This is a genomic window from Microbacterium sp. CFBP 8801, assembly GCF_014839455.1.
Classification (GTDB): domain Bacteria; phylum Actinomycetota; class Actinomycetes; order Actinomycetales; family Microbacteriaceae; genus Microbacterium.
This window is the reverse complement of sequence record NZ_JACYNU010000001.1, coordinates 51611-67678: the sequence shown is the minus strand read 5'-3', so window position 1 is coordinate 67678 and position 16068 is coordinate 51611. Positions and strand designations below refer to the sequence as shown.

12 protein-coding genes and 2 riboswitches are annotated in these 16068 nt (G+C 72.3%); of the genes, 6 read left to right on the top strand and 6 right to left on the bottom strand.

Annotated elements, in window-relative coordinates:
- Positions 1-76 precede the first annotated feature (76 nt).
- From gcvP to IFR11_RS00310, 5 genes are all read right to left on the bottom strand, one after another.
- Positions 77-2956 carry an aminomethyl-transferring glycine dehydrogenase gene (gene gcvP / locus IFR11_RS00330; protein ID WP_191914864.1) on the bottom strand — a complete coding sequence of 960 codons (2880 nt, stop codon included), beginning with the start codon at positions 2954-2956 and terminating at the stop codon, positions 77-79.
- On the bottom strand, positions 2953-3327 hold the full coding sequence (gene gcvH / locus IFR11_RS00325; protein ID WP_191914863.1) for a glycine cleavage system protein GcvH: 375 nt from the start codon (positions 3325-3327) through the stop codon (positions 2953-2955). Before gcvH ends, gcvP begins: the two co-directional genes overlap by 4 nt.
- The gene (locus IFR11_RS00320) at positions 3324-4511 is read right to left on the bottom strand and encodes a glycine cleavage system aminomethyltransferase GcvT (protein ID WP_191914862.1); all 1188 of its coding nucleotides are present in this window, start codon (positions 4509-4511) and stop codon (positions 3324-3326) included. Before IFR11_RS00320 ends, gcvH begins: the two co-directional genes overlap by 4 nt.
- Positions 4512-4559: 48 nt before the next feature.
- Positions 4560-4679, bottom strand: a riboswitch (glycine riboswitch).
- A riboswitch (glycine riboswitch) is annotated at positions 4680-4774 on the bottom strand. It abuts the riboswitch before it with no gap.
- Between the two features lie 134 nt (positions 4775-4908).
- Positions 4909-5763: a hypothetical protein gene (locus IFR11_RS00315; protein WP_191914861.1), complete on the bottom strand. Its 855-nt coding sequence runs from the start codon at positions 5761-5763 to the stop codon at positions 4909-4911.
- A gap of 107 nt (positions 5764-5870) precedes the next feature.
- Positions 5871-7046, bottom strand: coding sequence for a MarP family serine protease (locus tag IFR11_RS00310; protein ID WP_191914860.1), 1176 nt, complete (start codon positions 7044-7046; stop codon positions 5871-5873).
- A gap of 303 nt (positions 7047-7349) precedes the next feature.
- Here IFR11_RS00310 and IFR11_RS00305 point away from each other — a divergent pair, with 303 nt between their 5' ends.
- From IFR11_RS00305 to IFR11_RS00280, 6 genes are read left to right on the top strand one after another with little or no spacing between them, the layout of a single operon-like run.
- Positions 7350-8075, top strand: a complete 726-nt coding sequence (locus IFR11_RS00305; RefSeq protein ID WP_441005402.1) for an NUDIX hydrolase — start codon at positions 7350-7352, stop codon at positions 8073-8075.
- Between the two features lie 11 nt (positions 8076-8086).
- Positions 8087-9418: a quinolinate synthase NadA gene (gene nadA, locus IFR11_RS00300; RefSeq protein WP_191914858.1), complete on the top strand. Its 1332-nt coding sequence runs from the start codon at positions 8087-8089 to the stop codon at positions 9416-9418.
- Positions 9415-11013 (top strand): L-aspartate oxidase, encoded by a 1599-nt coding sequence (gene nadB / locus IFR11_RS00295; protein ID WP_191914857.1) that lies wholly within the window; start codon positions 9415-9417, stop codon positions 11011-11013. The genes nadA and nadB overlap by 4 nt, the downstream gene beginning before the upstream one ends.
- A complete protein-coding gene (nadC, locus tag IFR11_RS00290; protein ID WP_191914856.1) occupies positions 11007-11864 on the top strand; it encodes a carboxylating nicotinate-nucleotide diphosphorylase in 858 nt (285 codons plus the stop codon). Before nadB ends, nadC begins: the two co-directional genes overlap by 7 nt.
- Positions 11861-12991: an aminotransferase class V-fold PLP-dependent enzyme gene (locus IFR11_RS00285; RefSeq protein ID WP_191914855.1), complete on the top strand. Its 1131-nt coding sequence runs from the start codon at positions 11861-11863 to the stop codon at positions 12989-12991. Before nadC ends, IFR11_RS00285 begins: the two co-directional genes overlap by 4 nt.
- Complete coding sequence (locus IFR11_RS00280) at positions 12988-13884, top strand: glycosyltransferase (RefSeq protein ID WP_191914854.1); 897 nt, start codon at positions 12988-12990, stop codon at positions 13882-13884. Before IFR11_RS00285 ends, IFR11_RS00280 begins: the two co-directional genes overlap by 4 nt.
- A 90-nt stretch (positions 13885-13974) precedes the next feature.
- On the opposite strand, the gene IFR11_RS00275 is transcribed toward IFR11_RS00280, so the two are convergent.
- A complete protein-coding gene (locus tag IFR11_RS00275; protein WP_191914853.1) occupies positions 13975-15918 on the bottom strand; it encodes an ABC transporter ATP-binding protein in 1944 nt (647 codons plus the stop codon).
- Positions 15919-16068: the final 150 nt, after the last annotated feature.

Here is a 16068-nt window from a genome sequence, read left to right as displayed (position 1 = left end):
CCGTCCGGGCCGTGGGCGAACGATCCGGCGGCGATCCCGGAACCCGGCCGGGATCGCCGCCGCACTCACGCGGCGCTCAGGCGAACGCCTCCGGCGGAGGGCACGAGCACACGAGGTTGCGATCGCCGTACGCCTGGTCGATGCGGCGTACCGGGGGCCAGTACTTGCCGCGGATCAGAGAACGCACGGGGTACACCGCGGTCTCGCGCGAGTACGCGTGCTCCCACTCGCCCACGACCACCGTCTCGGCGGTGTGCGGCGCGTTCACGAGCGGGTTGTCGTCGGCGGGCCACTCCCCCGCGGCGACGGCGTCGGCCTCGTGCTTGATCGCGATCATGGCATCCACGAACCGGTCGAGCTCGGCGAGGTCCTCACTCTCGGTCGGTTCCACCATGAGGGTGCCGGCGACCGGGAACGACATCGTCGGGGCGTGGAAGCCGTAGTCGATCAGACGCTTGGCCACGTCGTCGACGGTGACCCCGGTCTGCTCCTTGAGGGGACGCAGGTCGAGGATGCACTCGTGCGCGACCAGACCGCCCTCGCCCGCGTACAGCACCGGGTAGTGCTCGCGCAGGCGCACGGCGATGTAGTTGGCCGACAGCACGGCCGCGGCCGTGGCCTGGCGAAGCCCCTCGGCCCCCATCATGCGCACGTACGCCCACGAGATGGGCAGGATCCCCGCCGACCCGTGCGGCGCGGCCGACACCGGTCCCCCGTCGAACACGCCGCCGGCGTGGTCGGCGCGCTGCGAGAACGGATGCGAGGGCAGGAACGGCGCGAGGTGCGCCTTCGCGGCGACCGGGCCGACGCCCGGGCCCCCACCGCCGTGCGGGATCGCGAACGTCTTGTGGAGGTTCAGGTGCGACACGTCGCCGCCCAGGTCGCCGAAGCGGGCGAAGCCGAGCAGCGCGTTGAGGTTCGCCCCGTCGACGTACACCTGTCCACCGGCGTCGTGCACGGCCTGGGTGATCTCGAGCACGTCGTGCTCGTACACGCCGTGGGTCGAGGGGTACGTGATCATCAGCGCCGAGAGGGACTCGGCGTGCTGGGCGATCTTGGCCCGCAGATCGTCGAGGTCGACGTTCCCGGCCTCGTCGCAGGCGACGACGACGACCTTCATGCCCGCCAGGATCGCCGATGCCGCGTTCGTGCCGTGCGCCGACGAGGGGATGAGGCACACCGTGCGCTCGGTGTCGCCGTTCGCGAGGTGGTAGCCGCGGATGGCGAGGAGTCCCGCGAGCTCGCCCTGCGAGCCGGCGTTCGGCTGCAGCGAGACGGCGTCGTAGCCGGTGACCTCGGCGAGCCAGCGCTCGAGCTGCTCGATCATCTCGAGGTAGCCGTGCACGTCGGCCTCGGGGGCGAACGGGTGCACCCGTGAGAACTCGGGCCACGACACGGCGGCCATCTCGGTCGCCGCGTTGAGCTTCATCGTGCAGGACCCCAGCGGGATCATGCCGCGATCGAGCGCGTAGTCGCGATCGGCGAGGCTCTTGAGGTACCGCATCATGGCCGTCTCGCTGCGGTGCGTGTGGAAGACGGGGTGCGTGAGGTACTCGTCGTCGCGGTGCAGCGCCTCGTCCACGCCGCGGAGGGCCACGCCCTCGGGCAGGTCGTCGCTCGCGAGGCCGAACGCGTCGAGGACGGCCGCGAGGTCGGCATCCGTCGTCGTCTCGTCCACCGAGACCCCCACGGTCGCATCGTCGACCCACAGCAGCTGATAGCCGCGCTCGCGCGCCCGGTCGACCACGTCTTGCGCGCGCCCCGGAACGTGCACGCGCACGGTGTCGAAGAACGCGTCGCTCGCCAGCGTCAGGTCGTACGAACGCAGGGCGGATGCCAGGATGTCGGCCTTCCGCGCGACGCGCGTCGCGATCCCCCGCAGCCCCTGCGGGCCGTGGTATACCGCGTACATCGCCGCCATCACGGCCAGCAGCACCTGGGCGGTGCAGATGTTCGAGGTCGCCTTCTCGCGACGGATGTGCTGTTCGCGCGTCTGCAGCGACAGGCGGTACGCGGGGGCTCCCACGGCATCCTGCGACACGCCCACGAGGCGCCCGGGGAGCTGGCGTTCGAGGCCCGCGCGCACGGCCATGTAGCCCGCGTGCGGTCCGCCGAAGCCGAGCGGAACGCCGAAGCGCTGGGTCGTCCCGACCGCGACGTCGGCGCCGAGGGCGCCGGGCGAACGCAGCAGGGTCAGCGCGAGCAGGTCGGCGGCGGCCACGACCAGGCCACCGGCGGCGTGGACCGTCTCGGCGACGGCCGAGAAGTCCCACACGCGCCCCGTGGCGCCGGGGTACTGCACGAACGCGCCGAACGCCTCGGGCAGCTCCCCCGCGAACGAGGTCTCCTCGATGCGGATGCCGACGGCCGCGGCGCGGTGGTGCAGCAGCGCCTTGGTCTGCGGCAGGGCATCGACGTCGACGAGGAAGACGTCGGTCTTCGCCTTCGACGCCCGGCGCGCGACGAGCATGCCCTCGACGACCGCGGTCGACTCGTCGAGCATCGAGGCGTTCGCCGTGGCAAGGCCCGTCAAGTCGGTCACCATCGTCTGGAAGTTGATGAGAGCTTCGAGCCGACCCTGCGAGATCTCGGGCTGGTAGGGCGTGTACGCGGTGTACCACGAGGGGTTCTCGAGCACGTTGCGGGCGATCACCGAGGGGGTGAAGGTGTCGTAGTACCCCAGCCCGATCAGCGGTCGCGCCGAGCGGTTCGCGGAGGCGAGCTCTCGCAGCTCCGCGAGCGCCTCGGCCTCGGTGGCCGCGGTCGGGATCGAGCTGGTCGCACGCTGCTGCACGTGGATGGATGCCGGGACGGCGGTCTCGACGAGCGCCTCGACGCTGTCGTACCCGACGACCTCGAGCATGCGGGCCTGGGCGTCGGCGTCGATGCCGATGTGGCGATCGACGAAGACGGCGGGCGCGGCGGCATCCGTCCGGGGAGGCAGAAGAGTGCTCATGCGGTGAGGCCCTCGTAGGCGGCGCGGTCGAGGAGGTCGCCGGGCAGCTCGCCCTCGACGCGGATCTTGATGAGCCAGCCCCCGGCGAAGGGTTCGGCGTTCACGAGGGAGGGGTCGTCGACCACGGCGTCGTTCACCTCGACGACTGTGCCGGTCAGGGGTGCGTAGAGCTCGCCGACCGACTTGGTCGATTCGATCTCGCCGCAGACGTCGCCGGCCGAGACCGCGGAGTCGGCGCCGGGCAGCTCGACGAAGACGACGTCGCCGAGCTTGTCGGCGGCGAAGTCGGTGATGCCGACGGTCGCGATGTCCCCCTCGAGGGAGATCCACTCGTGCTCGGACGTGTAGCTGAGGGCGGTGAGGTCGGTCATGCGTTTCTCCGATAGAAGGGAAGGGCGGTGACGATGGCGGGGATGCGGGTTCCGCGCACGTCGATGGTCAGTTCGGTTCCGGGCTCGCTCGCCGACGGCGCGACGAAAGCCATGGCCACGGGGTGGCCGAGGGTGGGGCTGAGGGCACCGCTGGTGATCTCGCCGACGGTGTCGTCGCCGCGGAGCACGGAGTAACCGGCGCGGCCCGCGCGACGGCCCTCCGACACGAGCCCGACGAGCACGGGGGCGTCGGCGGGGCTCGACGCCACGCCGTCCTTGCCGACGAACGCCTCTTTGTCGACGGCGACGACGCGGCCGAGGCCGGCCTGCGCGGGAACGATCTCGCGCGAGAGCTCGTGGCCGTACAGCGGCATGCCCGCCTCGAGGCGCAGCGTGTCGCGCGCGGCGAGGCCGCAGGGGACGAGTCCGCGATCGGCGCCCGCGGCGAGCGCGGCGTCCCAGAGGGCGCCGGCCTGGGCGGTGGGGATGAGCAGCTCGTAGCCGTCCTCGCCGGTGTACCCGGTGCGGGCCACGAACAGCGAGGCACCCTGGAAGGTGCCGTCGGTCCAGGCGTAGTAGCCCAACTCGTCCAGGGCCGTGCCGGTGATCTCGACCCCCGGGGTGGAACTCAGGATGCCGAGGGCCTCGGGGCCTTGGAGGGCGATGAGCGCGAGCTGGTCGGTGACGTCTTCGACCCGCGGGATCGCCCCACCGGACGTCACGGCGTAATCGGTGCCCTCGAGGGGGCCGTCGAGGAACGCCTGCGCCGACGACCACGTGGCACGGGCACCGTCGAACGCCGCGGCCACGGCATCCCGATTTCCGGCGTTCGCGATCACCAGGAAGTAGTCCTCACCGGTGCGGTAGACGATGACGTCGTCCACGATTCCGCCGTCGTCGGCCAGAACGAGGGAGTACTTGGCCTTGCCGATGCGCATCGTGGAGATGCGGCCGGCGAGCACGAAGTCGAGGAAGTCCGCGGCGCGGCCGCCCTGCACCCAGAACTCGGCCATGTGCGAGATGTCGAACAGGCCCGCGGCCGTGCGCACCGCGTGGTGCTCGGCGAGGTCGGAGGTGTAGCGCACGGGCATGTTCCAGCCGCCGAAGTCGGTGAACGAGGCGCCGAGGGCCTCGTGCCGATCGTGCAGCGGCGACGAGCGTGGAGGTGCGGGGGTGTCGGTCATGAGTTCTGCCGTTCGCGATGACGGACAGACGCCGGTCGGCGCCTGGAGAACTCCCCCTCTGTCATGGGCCTGAGAGTTTCGCCACGGCATCCGTTCGACGAACGGGATGGCGGGCTTTCACCGTCGGCGGATCCGGCGCGGTGCACCCGGATCACTTTCCAGAGTGGCCCGATCGACGCGGTACGCGTACCTGAGAGATTGGCGGGGAGGCTTGCTCCTTCGGTGCCCGGCTGCGTTCGCCGGAGCTCTCCCGCATCGATCATGGGGCCGGTGTGGACTTGTGGGGTCAGCCTAGCGGAGGCCCGCGGCGCTCTGTCCAGCCCCGCGGTGCACGACGCCGGATGCCGCAGCCTCGATCGCCCCCGTCGCCCTCACCGCCGCGGGCCCCGGGCTCCCCTCACCCGGTGTACAGGGGCGTGGTGCTGGTGCGCCAGACGTCGATGTCGTCGCTGACCCTCCAGGCGACGGTGAGGGGCTGGACGTCGGCCGAGGGCACGACACTGTCGAGGGCGATGTCCCACCGGCGCTGCGACTCGGAGGCCGCGGCCGAGGCGGTGACCTCCGTCGTGCCGATGTAGGCGACGATCTGATCCGGATCACCCACGAGGCTGGCACCGTCCTCGGTGCCGTCTCCCCGATCGGCGAAGACGATCGCGGCGGGTGCCGTGGGGTCCACGGGCGTCACGTCGCGGATGTCTTCGGGCCCGGAGGCGGGATTCACCCACTCGTACGGGCTCTGTCCGGTGAGGGGAACGCCGGCATCGTCGATGCGGGGGCCTTCCGGCGTGTCCCGCACGATCCACGCATCGGCGTGGCGGTCGGCGACGGCCGTGACGAGGACCGCATCGTCGACCGGCCCCGGCCCCGCGGTGATCACGCCGTCCGTTCCGAGATATCCGGTGGCGTCGTCGACGCGGACGAACCCGCCGACGGCCGTGTCGGCGAACCGTTCGGCGGGCCCCGCGATCGACTGCGCCCCCTCGGACAGCAGCGTGTAGGCGTCGGCGAAACGCTCCTCCTGGAACGCCGTCAGGTAGTCCTCGACGAGGCTCACGGCCTCCGATTCGCTCACCCCGTCGGCGGAGGGCGAAGCCGGGGCCGAAGACGTGATGGACGGGCTGCTCGGAGATGCGGGCGGGGTCGAGGCGGAGGGTTCGGAGCTGCTCTGTCCGACGCAGCCCGCGAGGAGCAGGACGACCGTCGAGGCGGCGAGGGCGGTGGACACCGTGCGAAGCGTTGTCTTCTGGCTCATCCCTCCACGGTAGGAAACGGCGACGGCCGCCGGCTGCCCGGTTGTCCGCGAGCACCGGATGTGGAAGGGTCCGCCCCCGGCGCGGGGCCGTCGCCCCGGCACCCCGTTCAGCGGCGCGTGCACCTTCCCGAGGCGACGGGCGCCGACAGGGCGTCCATCTGCGCCACCACGGGGAGCAGCTCGGCGGGGGTCATCGCGTAGCCGACGTTGTCGTCGGTGTCGCTACGGGCGAAGACGATGCCCGCGATCTCACCCGTCGTCGTCAGCAGAGGTCCCCCCGAGTTCCCCGGCCGGACCACCGCGGCCAGCGCGTAGATGTCTCGCGGCACCGAGGAGGTGTCGTAGATGTCGGGAACGGGGACGGTGCCCGACGACAGCACCTGGGCGCTGCCCGAGGTGAACGGTCCCCCGCCCGGGTACCCCTGCACCACGGCGGAAGCCCCCACCTCGAGGGTCGGTGAGATCGGCAGGGGCGCGGCATCGAGACCGTCGACCGAGACCACGGCGATGTCGTCGGTCGGGTCGAAGTAGACCACCCGCCCCTCGCGCGCCGGACGGCCGGGCAGCTCGACGAGGGGCGTGTCGACGCCGGCGACGACGTGCGCGTTGGTGACGATGCGGTCGGCCGCCACGACGAAGCCCGAGCCGCTCGAGGTGATGCCGCAGGCGTAGGCGGTGCCCGAGATCCGCGCGACCGACTGCGCGGCCTGCGTCAGCGCGGGGTCGTCGAGGGCGACCGCCGGGGCGCTCGGCACGGGCCCGATCTGGATGAGCTCGCCGAGGCGGGGGATCCCCTCGGCGAAGACCGTTCCGCGCAACTCGGCGAGCGCGCCGCGCACGGGGGCGGGGGTGAGGTCGTCGATCGTCCGGATGACCGCCGACGAGCCCAGCGCCGCCGACACGACGGGAACCCCGACCGGGGTGAGCGATCCGGCGACGAACGACACGGCGAGCGCCGCCGCGGCGACGTTGACGACCCCACCGAGCAGACGCTCGGGGACGCGGAGCTTGATGCGGTCGGCGCCCCGACGGAAGAAGCCGCCCAGGGCGCTGCCGAGACCCGAGCCGATGAGCAGCAGCAGGATGCCGGCGCCGATCATCGCGGGGCCCCGCCAGGCCGGCTCGGTGATCCACTGGCCGACGAACGGCGTCACCCAGTACGCAGCGACGGCGCCGACCGCGAGGCCCGCGAAGAAGCCGATCGTGGCGAGGAAACCTCGCGAGAGGCCCGTGATGAGCGCGATCGCCAGAAGGGCGATCAGAACGATGTCGATGATCGGCATCCGACCTCCCCAATCCGACTCTCACGCTAAGCCGCGCGTCTGAGAGAACCCTTTCGACGCGGCCGGGGCGGGCGGGCGCGGTTCCGGGGCGAAGAACCCCGCGCCCGCTCCTCCATCCCGCGGTCGCCGCGGTTCGGGGCGCGATTGGCGCATTGGGGCGGATATCGCCCGCCCCAGTGCGCCAATCGTGCCCCGGACCGCCCACTCGGCCATGACCCGCCGCCCGGTCACCGCGGACGGCGGGCACCGATTCGCCCTTCGGGTCGGGATGACACTAAGATCGATCCCGGAGATATGGTCACCATGACACGAACCCCTGAGCCCGAGTCCCGCGACGCCGACGTGCGCGTCGCGGTGTCGACCGTGATCTTCAGCGTGCGCCGCGGCGCCGACGACGAACCCGTCCTGTCGCTCCCGCTGGTGCGCCGCACCCGCGACCCCTTCGACGGGCGGTGGGCGCTGCCGGGCGGCTGGCTCGACGCGACCGAAGAGCTCGACACGGCGGCATCCCGGACCCTCGCCGAGACCACCGGGCTGACCCCCAGCTACCTCGAGCAGCTGTACGCGTTCGGCGCCGTCGACCGCTCCCCCACCCGCGTGGTATCGATCGTGTACTGGGCGCTGCTGCGCTCCGACGAGGTCGACGCGCAGGTCGCCGCCCACGCCCGCCAGGGCGACGCCCCCGAGAACGTCGAGTGGTTCGACGCGACCGCCCTGCCCGCTCTGGCCTTCGACCACGACGACATCGTGGAGTACACGCTGTGGCGCCTGCGCAACAAGGTCGGCTACAGCCGCATCGCGCACGGGCTGCTCCCCGACGAGTTCACGCTCGCCGACCTCCGCGAGGTCAACGAGACCATCCTCGGCAAACGCCTCGACCCGGCGAACTTCCGCCGCCAGGTCGACACGTCCGACACCCTCATTCCCACCGAGCGCTTCCGCACCGGAAGCCACCGCCCCGCCCGCCTGTACCGCTACAACCGCGACGTGGAGCTGGCCGACCGCGGCCCCCTCCCGTCCCGTCACTGATCGGAACGCCCATGTCCGCCACGCCCCTCACCCTGCAGCCGCGTCCCGCGATCGACCCGAGCGTCGACCACGCGATCCAGGCCATCGTCTCCGGCGCCTCGATCGACGCCACCTGCACCACCGACCTCGCGGTCGGCCCGTGGGACTTCGACACCCGCCCGGGCTACGGTCCGGGCTCGTCGATGGGAGACGTCATCCCCACCGGCGCTCCCCGCCAGGGCGAACTGCCGCAGGCGTACCGCGACGCCTCCGACGACGAGCTCGACGCCCGCATCCGCGCGGCGAAAGCGACGCTCGGCGACCGGGTCGTCGTGCTCGGGCACTTCTACCAGCGCGAAGAGGTCGTGCGCCACGCCGACTACGTGGGCGACTCGTTCCAGCTGGCGAATGCCGCGAAGGACCGGCCCGAGGCCGAGGCCATCGTGTTCTGCGGCGTGCACTTCATGGCCGAGACCGCCGACCTGCTCTCGCGGCCCGAGCAGGCCGTGATCCTGCCGAACCTCGCTGCCGGGTGCTCCATGGCCGACATGGCCGACATCGATCAGGTCGAGGAGTGCTGGGAGCAGCTCGCCGACGTGCTGGGCGATCTCGACACCCCGGATGCCGAGGGCCTCGTGCCGGTGATCCCGGTGACGTACATGAACTCCAGCGCCGCCATCAAGGGCTTCGTCGGGCGCCACGGCGGCATCGTCTGCACCTCCTCCAACGCCCGGACGGTGCTGGAGTGGGCGTTCGCGCGCGGGCGCCGCGTGCTGTTCTTCCCCGACCAGCACTTGGGCCGCAACACCGCCAAGGCCATGGGGGTGCCGCTCGAGCAGATGCCGATGTGGAACCCCCGCAAGCCCCTGGGCGGGTCGTCGGACGCGCAGATCGTCGACAGCCGCGTCATCCTGTGGCACGGCTTCTGCTCGGTGCACCGACGCTTCACCGTCGAGCAGATCGAGCGCGCCCGCGTGGAGCACCCCGGAGTGCGCGTCATCGTGCACCCCGAGTGCCCGATGGACGTCGTCGACGCGGCCGATGAGGCGGGGTCGACCGACCTCATCCGCAAGGCCATCGCCGCGGCCACAGAACCCACCACCTTCGCGATCGGCACCGAGATCAACCTCGTGCAGCGCCTGGCCGCGCAGTATCCGCAGCACGAGATCTTCTGCCTCGACCCCGTCGTCTGCCCCTGCTCGACGATGTACCGCATCCACCCCGGCTACCTCGCGTGGGTGCTCGAGTCGCTCGTCGCGGGCGAGGTCGTCAACCGCATCACCGTGCCGGGCGAGGTCGCGGCCCCGGCCACCGTCGCCCTCGAGCGCATGCTCGCGGCCAAGCCCAGCGGCGCCGTGAAATGACCACGGTCGTCGTCGTCGGCAGCGGCATCGCCGGCCTGACGGCAGCGCTCCACGCGGCCGAGAACGGATGCGCGGTGACCGTCGTGACCAAGGGCGCGGTGGCCGACACCAACACGCGCTGGGCCCAGGGCGGCATCGCCGCGGTGACCTCTCCCCTCGATGACGTCGCCTCGCACGCGGCCGACACGCTCACCGCCGGCGTGGGGATGAACGATCCCTCCGCGGTCGACGTGCTGGTGGGCGAGGGGCCGACGCGCATCGTCGAGCTCGTCGCGCGCGGCGTCGCGTTCGACCGGGGCGTCGACGGCGACTTCGCCCGCGGCCTCGAGGCCGCCCACGCCCGTCCCCGCGTGCTGCACGCCGGCGGCGACGCCACGGGAGCCGCGATCCAGGCGGCGCTCGGGGCCGCCGTGCGCGCGGCGGGTGTCGCGGTGCGCGAGCACGCGCTGCTGCGCGACCTGATCCTCGACGACGGTCGCGTCACGGGCGTGGAGCTCGCCGACGGCGAGCGCCTCACCGCCGACGCGGTGATCCTCGCGACCGGCGGCGCGGGCCAGCTCTACGCCCACACGACCAACCCCCTCGGCGCGACCGGTGACGGCATCGCCGCCGCCATCCGGGCCGGCGCCGCCGTCGCCGACCTCGAGTTCGTGCAGTTCCACCCCACCGCGCTCGCGGTGGGCGCGCCGTTCCTCGTCTCCGAGGCCGTGCGCGGCGAGGGGGCCGTGCTCGTCGACGAGGCGGGTCGGCGCTTCTCTTTCGACGCGCACCCCGACGGCGAGCTCGCTCCGCGGGACGTGGTCGCCCGCGCGAACGCCCGGGCCATGGCCGCGCAGGACGGCCGACCCGTGCGGCTGGATGCCACCGCCCTCGGCGCCGCGCGTCTCGCCGAGCGCTTCCCCACGATCGACGCCGCCGTGCGCGAGCGCGGGCTCGACTGGGCGCGCGACCCGATCGCCGTGACCCCCGCAGCGCACTACCTGATGGGCGGCGTGGTGACCGACCTCGACGGACGCAGCAGCGTGCCGGGTCTGTACGCGGTGGGCGAGACGGCGCGCACCGGAGTGCACGGCGCGAACCGCCTGGCATCCAACTCCCTGCTCGAGGGGGCCGTGTTCGGCGCCCGCGCCGGAGACGCGGTCGCGCGCGACGAGGCGTGGCCCGAGGCCTCCCCCGCGCTGCCGCTGCAGACGTCCGCCCCCACCGATGCCCCGCCGTTCTCGCGTGAAGCCCTGCAGAAGCTCCTCTGGGCCGAGGCCGGACTCGTGCGCGACGGCGCCGGCCTCGCGCGCGCCGCCGGCGTGCTCGCCGCGTGGAGCGCCGAGACCGCATCCCGGTCGATCGAGGACGCCAACCTGCTGCTGGTGGCCACGCACGTCGTCGCTGCCGCCCGTGCCCGCTCGGGCTCGATCGGAGCGCACTTCCGCTCCGACGCCCCGGATGCCGGGACCCCGGCCGCCGCAACACAGGGCACAGTGACACCGGGCACAGTGACACCGGGCGCCCGCACGCGGGATGCCTCGCCGCCGCGAGCCGACGCCTCGCCCACCGCCCCGGCATCCCGTCCCCGTCCCCAGGAGGTCTCCGCATGCTGACCCGCACCGCCATCGACCGCGTCGTCTCGGCCGCGCTCGACGAAGACGCCCCGTGGGGCGACCTCACCAGCGAAACGCTGATCCCCGAGCACGCCACCGCGCGGGCCGAGCTGGTCGCCCGGGTGCCCGGCGTCTTCAGCGGCGGTGCGGTGTTCACGGCCGCGTTCACGCTGACCGACCCCTCGGTCGTCGTCGAGATGCGCGTGACCGACGGCGCCGCCTTCGCGCCCGGCGACACGCTCGCCGTCGTCACGGGCCCCGCGCGGGCGGTGCTGACGGCCGAGCGGATCGGCCTCAACTTCGTGCAGCGCATGTCGGGCATCGCCACCCTCACCCGTCGCTACGTCGACGAGGTCGCGCACACCGGCGCGCGTATCGTGGACACCCGCAAGACGACCCCGGGCCTGCGCGCGGTCGAGCGCCAGGCCGTGCGTGACGGCGGAGGCCACAACCACCGTTTCTCGCTGTCCGACGCGGTGATGGCGAAAGACAACCACCTCGCCGTGCTCACCGCCGGCGGGATGTCGGTGACGCAGGCCCTCGAGAGCGCGATCGCCCGACTCCCCCACACGACCCACGTCGAGGTCGAGGTCGACCGCCTCGACCAGATCGACACCGTGCTCGCCGCCGGGGTCGGCACGATCATGCTCGACAACTTCTCGCTCGACGACCTCCGCATCGGCGTCGCCCGCATCGCCGGAGCCGCCCAGGTGGAGGCGTCGGGAGGGGTGAGCCTCGACACCGTGCGGGCCATCGCCGAGACCGGCGTCGACGTCATCTCGGTCGGCGCCCTCACCCACTCCGCGCCCTCGCTCGACCTCGGGCTGGACATCCGCATCGAGACGGCGTGACCCTCTACCTCGACAACGCCGCCACCACCCCCGTGCGCCCCGAGGTGCTCGAGGCCATGGCGCCCTACCTCACACGGTTCTTCGGCAACCCGTCGAGCCATCACGAGATCGGCGAGGCCGCGGCATCCGCCCTCGACGACGCCCGCTCGCGGGTCGCCCGGGTGCTCGGCCTGCGCGCCGGAGACGTGATGTTCACCTCGGGAGGCACCGAGTCCAACAACGCGGCCCTCAAGGGTCTCGTGCTGGGCTCGGGGCGCACGCACCTCGTCACCACCGCCATCGAACACGAGTCGGTACTCGCCTCGGCCGACTACCTCGCCCGTTTCCACGGCACCGAGGTCACCTACGCCCCCGTCGATGCCGCCGGCACGCTGACCCCCGACGCCCTCGCCGACGTGCTGCGCGACAAGACCGCGCTGGTCAGCGTGGGCTACGCGAACAACGAGGTGGGCACGATCCAGGATGCCGCCGCCCTCGCCGCCGTCGCCCACGCCCGGGGGGTCCCCCTGCACCTCGACGCCGTCCAGGCCGCCGGGTGGCTGCCGCTGGCGGGGCTCGGGGCCGATGCGATCACCGTCGCCGGTCACAAGATCGGCGCACCGAAGGGCACCGGGATCCTCGCCGTGCGCGGCCGGCTCCCGTTCGAGCCGCTCCTGCACGGCGGCGGTCAGGAGCGCGGTCGCCGCTCCGGCACTCCCGACGTCGCGGGGGCCGTCGCGATCGCCACCGCCTTGACCCTGGCCGAGGACGAGCGCGAAGCCGAGGCGCGGCGCGTCTCGGCGCTCCGCGACGCCTTCGTCGCCCGTGTGCTCGCGCTCGTCCCGGGCGCGCGCCTCACCGGCCACCCCGAGCGACGACTGCCCGGCACCGCCAGCTTCGTGTTCCCCGGTACGAACGGTGAGACGGTGCTGCTCGAGCTCGAACGGCGCGGGGTCGTGTCGTCGAGCGGATCGGCGTGCGCCGCCGGAAGCGACGAGGCGTCGCACGTGCTGCTCGCGCTCGGCATCGCGCACGACGAGGCCCGCACCGCCGTGCGCTTCACCCTGCCGCGAGGGCTCACCGGATCTCTCGACCCCGTAGCGAATGCCGTCGTCGCCGCGGTCGCCGCCGTAGGATCACGCGGGTGAGTTCCACCGCCGTCACCGTCATCATCCCCGGCTTCGACGTGGCGGACTTCGCCGAAGAGGCGCTCGACTCCGTCCGCGGCCAGACGCACTCGAACTGGACCGCCGTCCTCGTCGACGACGCCTCCACCGATGACACGACCCGCATCTTCGCCGACGCCGCGGCCGCCGACGCCCGCTTCCGCGTCGTGCGCCACGAGGAGCAGCGCGGCCTCGGCGCCGCCCGCAACACCGGCCTCGCCGAGGTCGACACCCCCTACACGGCCTTCCTCGACGCCGACGACCGCTATCGCCCCGACGCCCTGGCACGCCTCGCCGACACCCTCGACCGCACCGGCAGCGACTTCGTCGTGGGGGCGTACGTACGCCTGCGCCCGGATGCCGACGGCCCCGGGTACACGGCCGGCGTCGTGCAGCCGTGGGTCGCCGCCGCCACCGACCCGGCGCGGCAGCGCACCACGCTGACGGAGCACCCGGCGGCATCCGGGAACATCGTCGCGTGGTCGAAGCTGAGCCGCACCGCCTTCTGGCGCGCGCGCGACCTGCGCTTCCCCGAGGGCCGCTACTACGAGGACCAGGTGCTCGCGCAGCGCATGTACACGCTCGCGTCGGCGTTCGACGTGGTGCCCGACGTCGTCGTCGACTGGCGGGAACGCCGCGACGGCGGATCGATCACTCAACGCCTGGCCGAGGTCGGCGTGCTGCGCGACTACCTCGACGCCCTGGGCGAGGGCATCGCACTGCTGCGGGCCGCCGGCGCCGACGCGGCCGTTCGCGAGCGCGGAGCGCTGATCCGCACGCTCGATCTTCCGCCCCTGTTGCGGATCGCCGAGGCGCACCCCGACCCGGCGTACCGCATCGCGCTCGAGGCGTTCCTCGAGACGCTGCCGGTCTGAGGGCACGCCGCCGGGCGACTCCGCCCGTCGAACCGTCGGGCGTCCCTTCGCTCATCGCCGCGGCCGATCCCGACCCGCGACGACGGTCGTTCACTCCGGCGGTTCATCCGCCCGGCGGGAGGGAAGTGCCGCGCGGGCGAGGCCCGCCGCGTCGAGCTGCTCGTCGGCGAGGACGAACGAGGCGGCGAGCTGCTCGGCGGCGAGGCTGGAGTACAGCCCGCCCGCGGCGAGCAGTTCGGAGTGGGTACCCGACTCCACGATGCGACCCGCGTCGACGACGTGGATCTGATCGGCGCTGATGACCGTCGACAGGCGGTGCGCGATCGACAGCGTCGTGCGTCCGTGCGACGCGGTCTCGAGGGCCTCTTGCACGATGCGTTCCGACACGGTGTCGAGAGCACTCGTCGCCTCGTCGAGCAGCAGCACGGGAGGGTCTTTGAGCAGCACGCGCGCGATCGCGATGCGCTGCTTCTCGCCGCCCGAGAGGCGGTATCCGCGCTCACCGACGACGGTGTCGTATCCGGCTTCGAAGCCGGCGATGACGTGGTGGATGTTCGCGGCGCGGCAGGCGGCCTCGATCTCGTCGTCGGAGGCCTCGGGGCGGGCGTAGCGCAGGTTCTCGCGCACCGTCGCGTGGAACAGGTACGTCTCTTGCGACACGATGCCGATCTCGTCGACGATCGAGGCCCGATCGAGGTCGCGCACGTCGGCTCCCGAGAACAGCACCGCCCCGCCCGACGCTTCGTACATGCGCGGCGTCAGGTACAGGATCGTGGTCTTGCCCGCCCCCGAGGGCCCCACGAACGCCACGTGCTGCCCGGGTTCGACGGTGAACGAGATCCCGTCGAGCGTGGGCCGCGCGTTCGCGGGTGCGTCGGGGTAGCGGAACTCCACGTCGCGGAACTCGACCCGCCCGACCGGACCGGGCGCGGCCGAAACCGGCAGGGCATCGGGGACGTCGACGATGGCCGGCCGCAGGTCGAGGTACTCGAAGATGCGGGCGAACAGCGCCGACGAGGTCTGCACATCGAGCGCCACGCGCATGAGCCCCATCAGCGGCATGAGCAGCCGCGCCTGCACGGTCGTGAAGGCCACGATGGTGCCGGCGGTGATGGCACCCGCGCCACCGGCGATGAGATACCCCGCGACGAGGTAGATCACGGCGGGGACGCTCGACATGATGACCTGGACCACCGCGAAGAACCCCTGGCCGCTCATCGCGCGCCGCACCTGCAGGTGCACCTGGTTGTCGTTCTCGGCGTCGAAGCGCGCCGATTCGGTGCGCTGGCGGTTGAACGACTTCGACAGCAGGATGCCGGACACGCTCAACGTCTCTTGAGTGATCGCCGAGAGCTCCGACAAGGACTCCTGCGTCTCGCCCGCGATGCGCGCGCGCACCTGCCCCACCCGGCGCTGAACGAAGATGAGGAACGGCATGAGCGCGACGGCGATGAGGGTCAGTCGCCAATCGATGAGGATCATCGCCACGAGCGAGGCGATCACCGTCACCGCGTTGCCGAGGATGCTGGTGACCGTGTTGGTCAGCACGCCCGAGACGCCGCCGACGTCGTTCTGCAGACGCGACTGGATGACGCCCGTCTTCGTGCGGGTGAAGAACCCGAGCTCCATCGATTGCAGGTGATCGAACAGGCGCGTGCGCAGATCGCCCGTCACGCGGTTGCCCACGGTCGCCGTGAACCACGTCTGCCCCACGTTCAGCCCCGCCGACACCAGGAACAGCACCATCATGATGCTGACCAGCACGGCGAGCAGCTGCAGATCGGGGCGCGACCCGTCGATCGGGAAGAGCGCATCGTCGAAGATGCGCTGCACCAGCAACGGCGGGATGACCGCGATCGCGGCCCCCACCACCACGAGCACCGCCGTCATGACGATGCGACCGCGATAGGGCCGGAACAGGTCGACGACCCGTCGTCCGAGGTTCGCGACGCGCGGTGCCTGAGAGTTGCGTCGGCGCTGTTCGGCGGCGTCCACGCCGCGGAACATGCTTCCGCCTACTCCACCCGGGGTCATGCGGGCCAGCCTACGTCCGACCACCGACACCGGCTCCCGCCCGGGCACCGCGGAGGGCGGCCGCGAGACCCCGACCCGCGCTTCCCCGACATCGTCCCGGCGAATTTCTCTCGACGTCGGAATATCCCGCCGGCCGCCGCCGTTCGGTCT

Coding starts and splice junctions, on each gene's coding strand:
- IFR11_RS00315 (WP_191914861.1), bottom strand. CDS start 5,763: ATGAGCCAGAAGACAACGCTTCGCACGGTGTCCACCGCCCTCGCCGCC.
- nadA (WP_191914858.1), top strand. CDS start 8,087: ATGTCCGCCACGCCCCTCACCCTGCAGCCGCGTCCCGCGATCGACCCG.
- nadB (WP_191914857.1), top strand. CDS start 9,415: ATGACCACGGTCGTCGTCGTCGGCAGCGGCATCGCCGGCCTGACGGCA.
- nadC (WP_191914856.1), top strand. CDS start 11,007: ATGCTGACCCGCACCGCCATCGACCGCGTCGTCTCGGCCGCGCTCGAC.
- IFR11_RS00310 (WP_191914860.1), bottom strand. CDS start 7,046: ATGCCGATCATCGACATCGTTCTGATCGCCCTTCTGGCGATCGCGCTC.
- IFR11_RS00320 (WP_191914862.1), bottom strand. CDS start 4,511: ATGACCGACACCCCCGCACCTCCACGCTCGTCGCCGCTGCACGATCGG.
- IFR11_RS00305 (WP_441005402.1), top strand. CDS start 7,350: ATGACACGAACCCCTGAGCCCGAGTCCCGCGACGCCGACGTGCGCGTC.
- IFR11_RS00275 (WP_191914853.1), bottom strand. CDS start 15,918: ATGACCCCGGGTGGAGTAGGCGGAAGCATGTTCCGCGGCGTGGACGCC.
- gcvP (WP_191914864.1), bottom strand. CDS start 2,956: ATGAGCACTCTTCTGCCTCCCCGGACGGATGCCGCCGCGCCCGCCGTC.
- gcvH (WP_191914863.1), bottom strand. CDS start 3,327: ATGACCGACCTCACCGCCCTCAGCTACACGTCCGAGCACGAGTGGATC.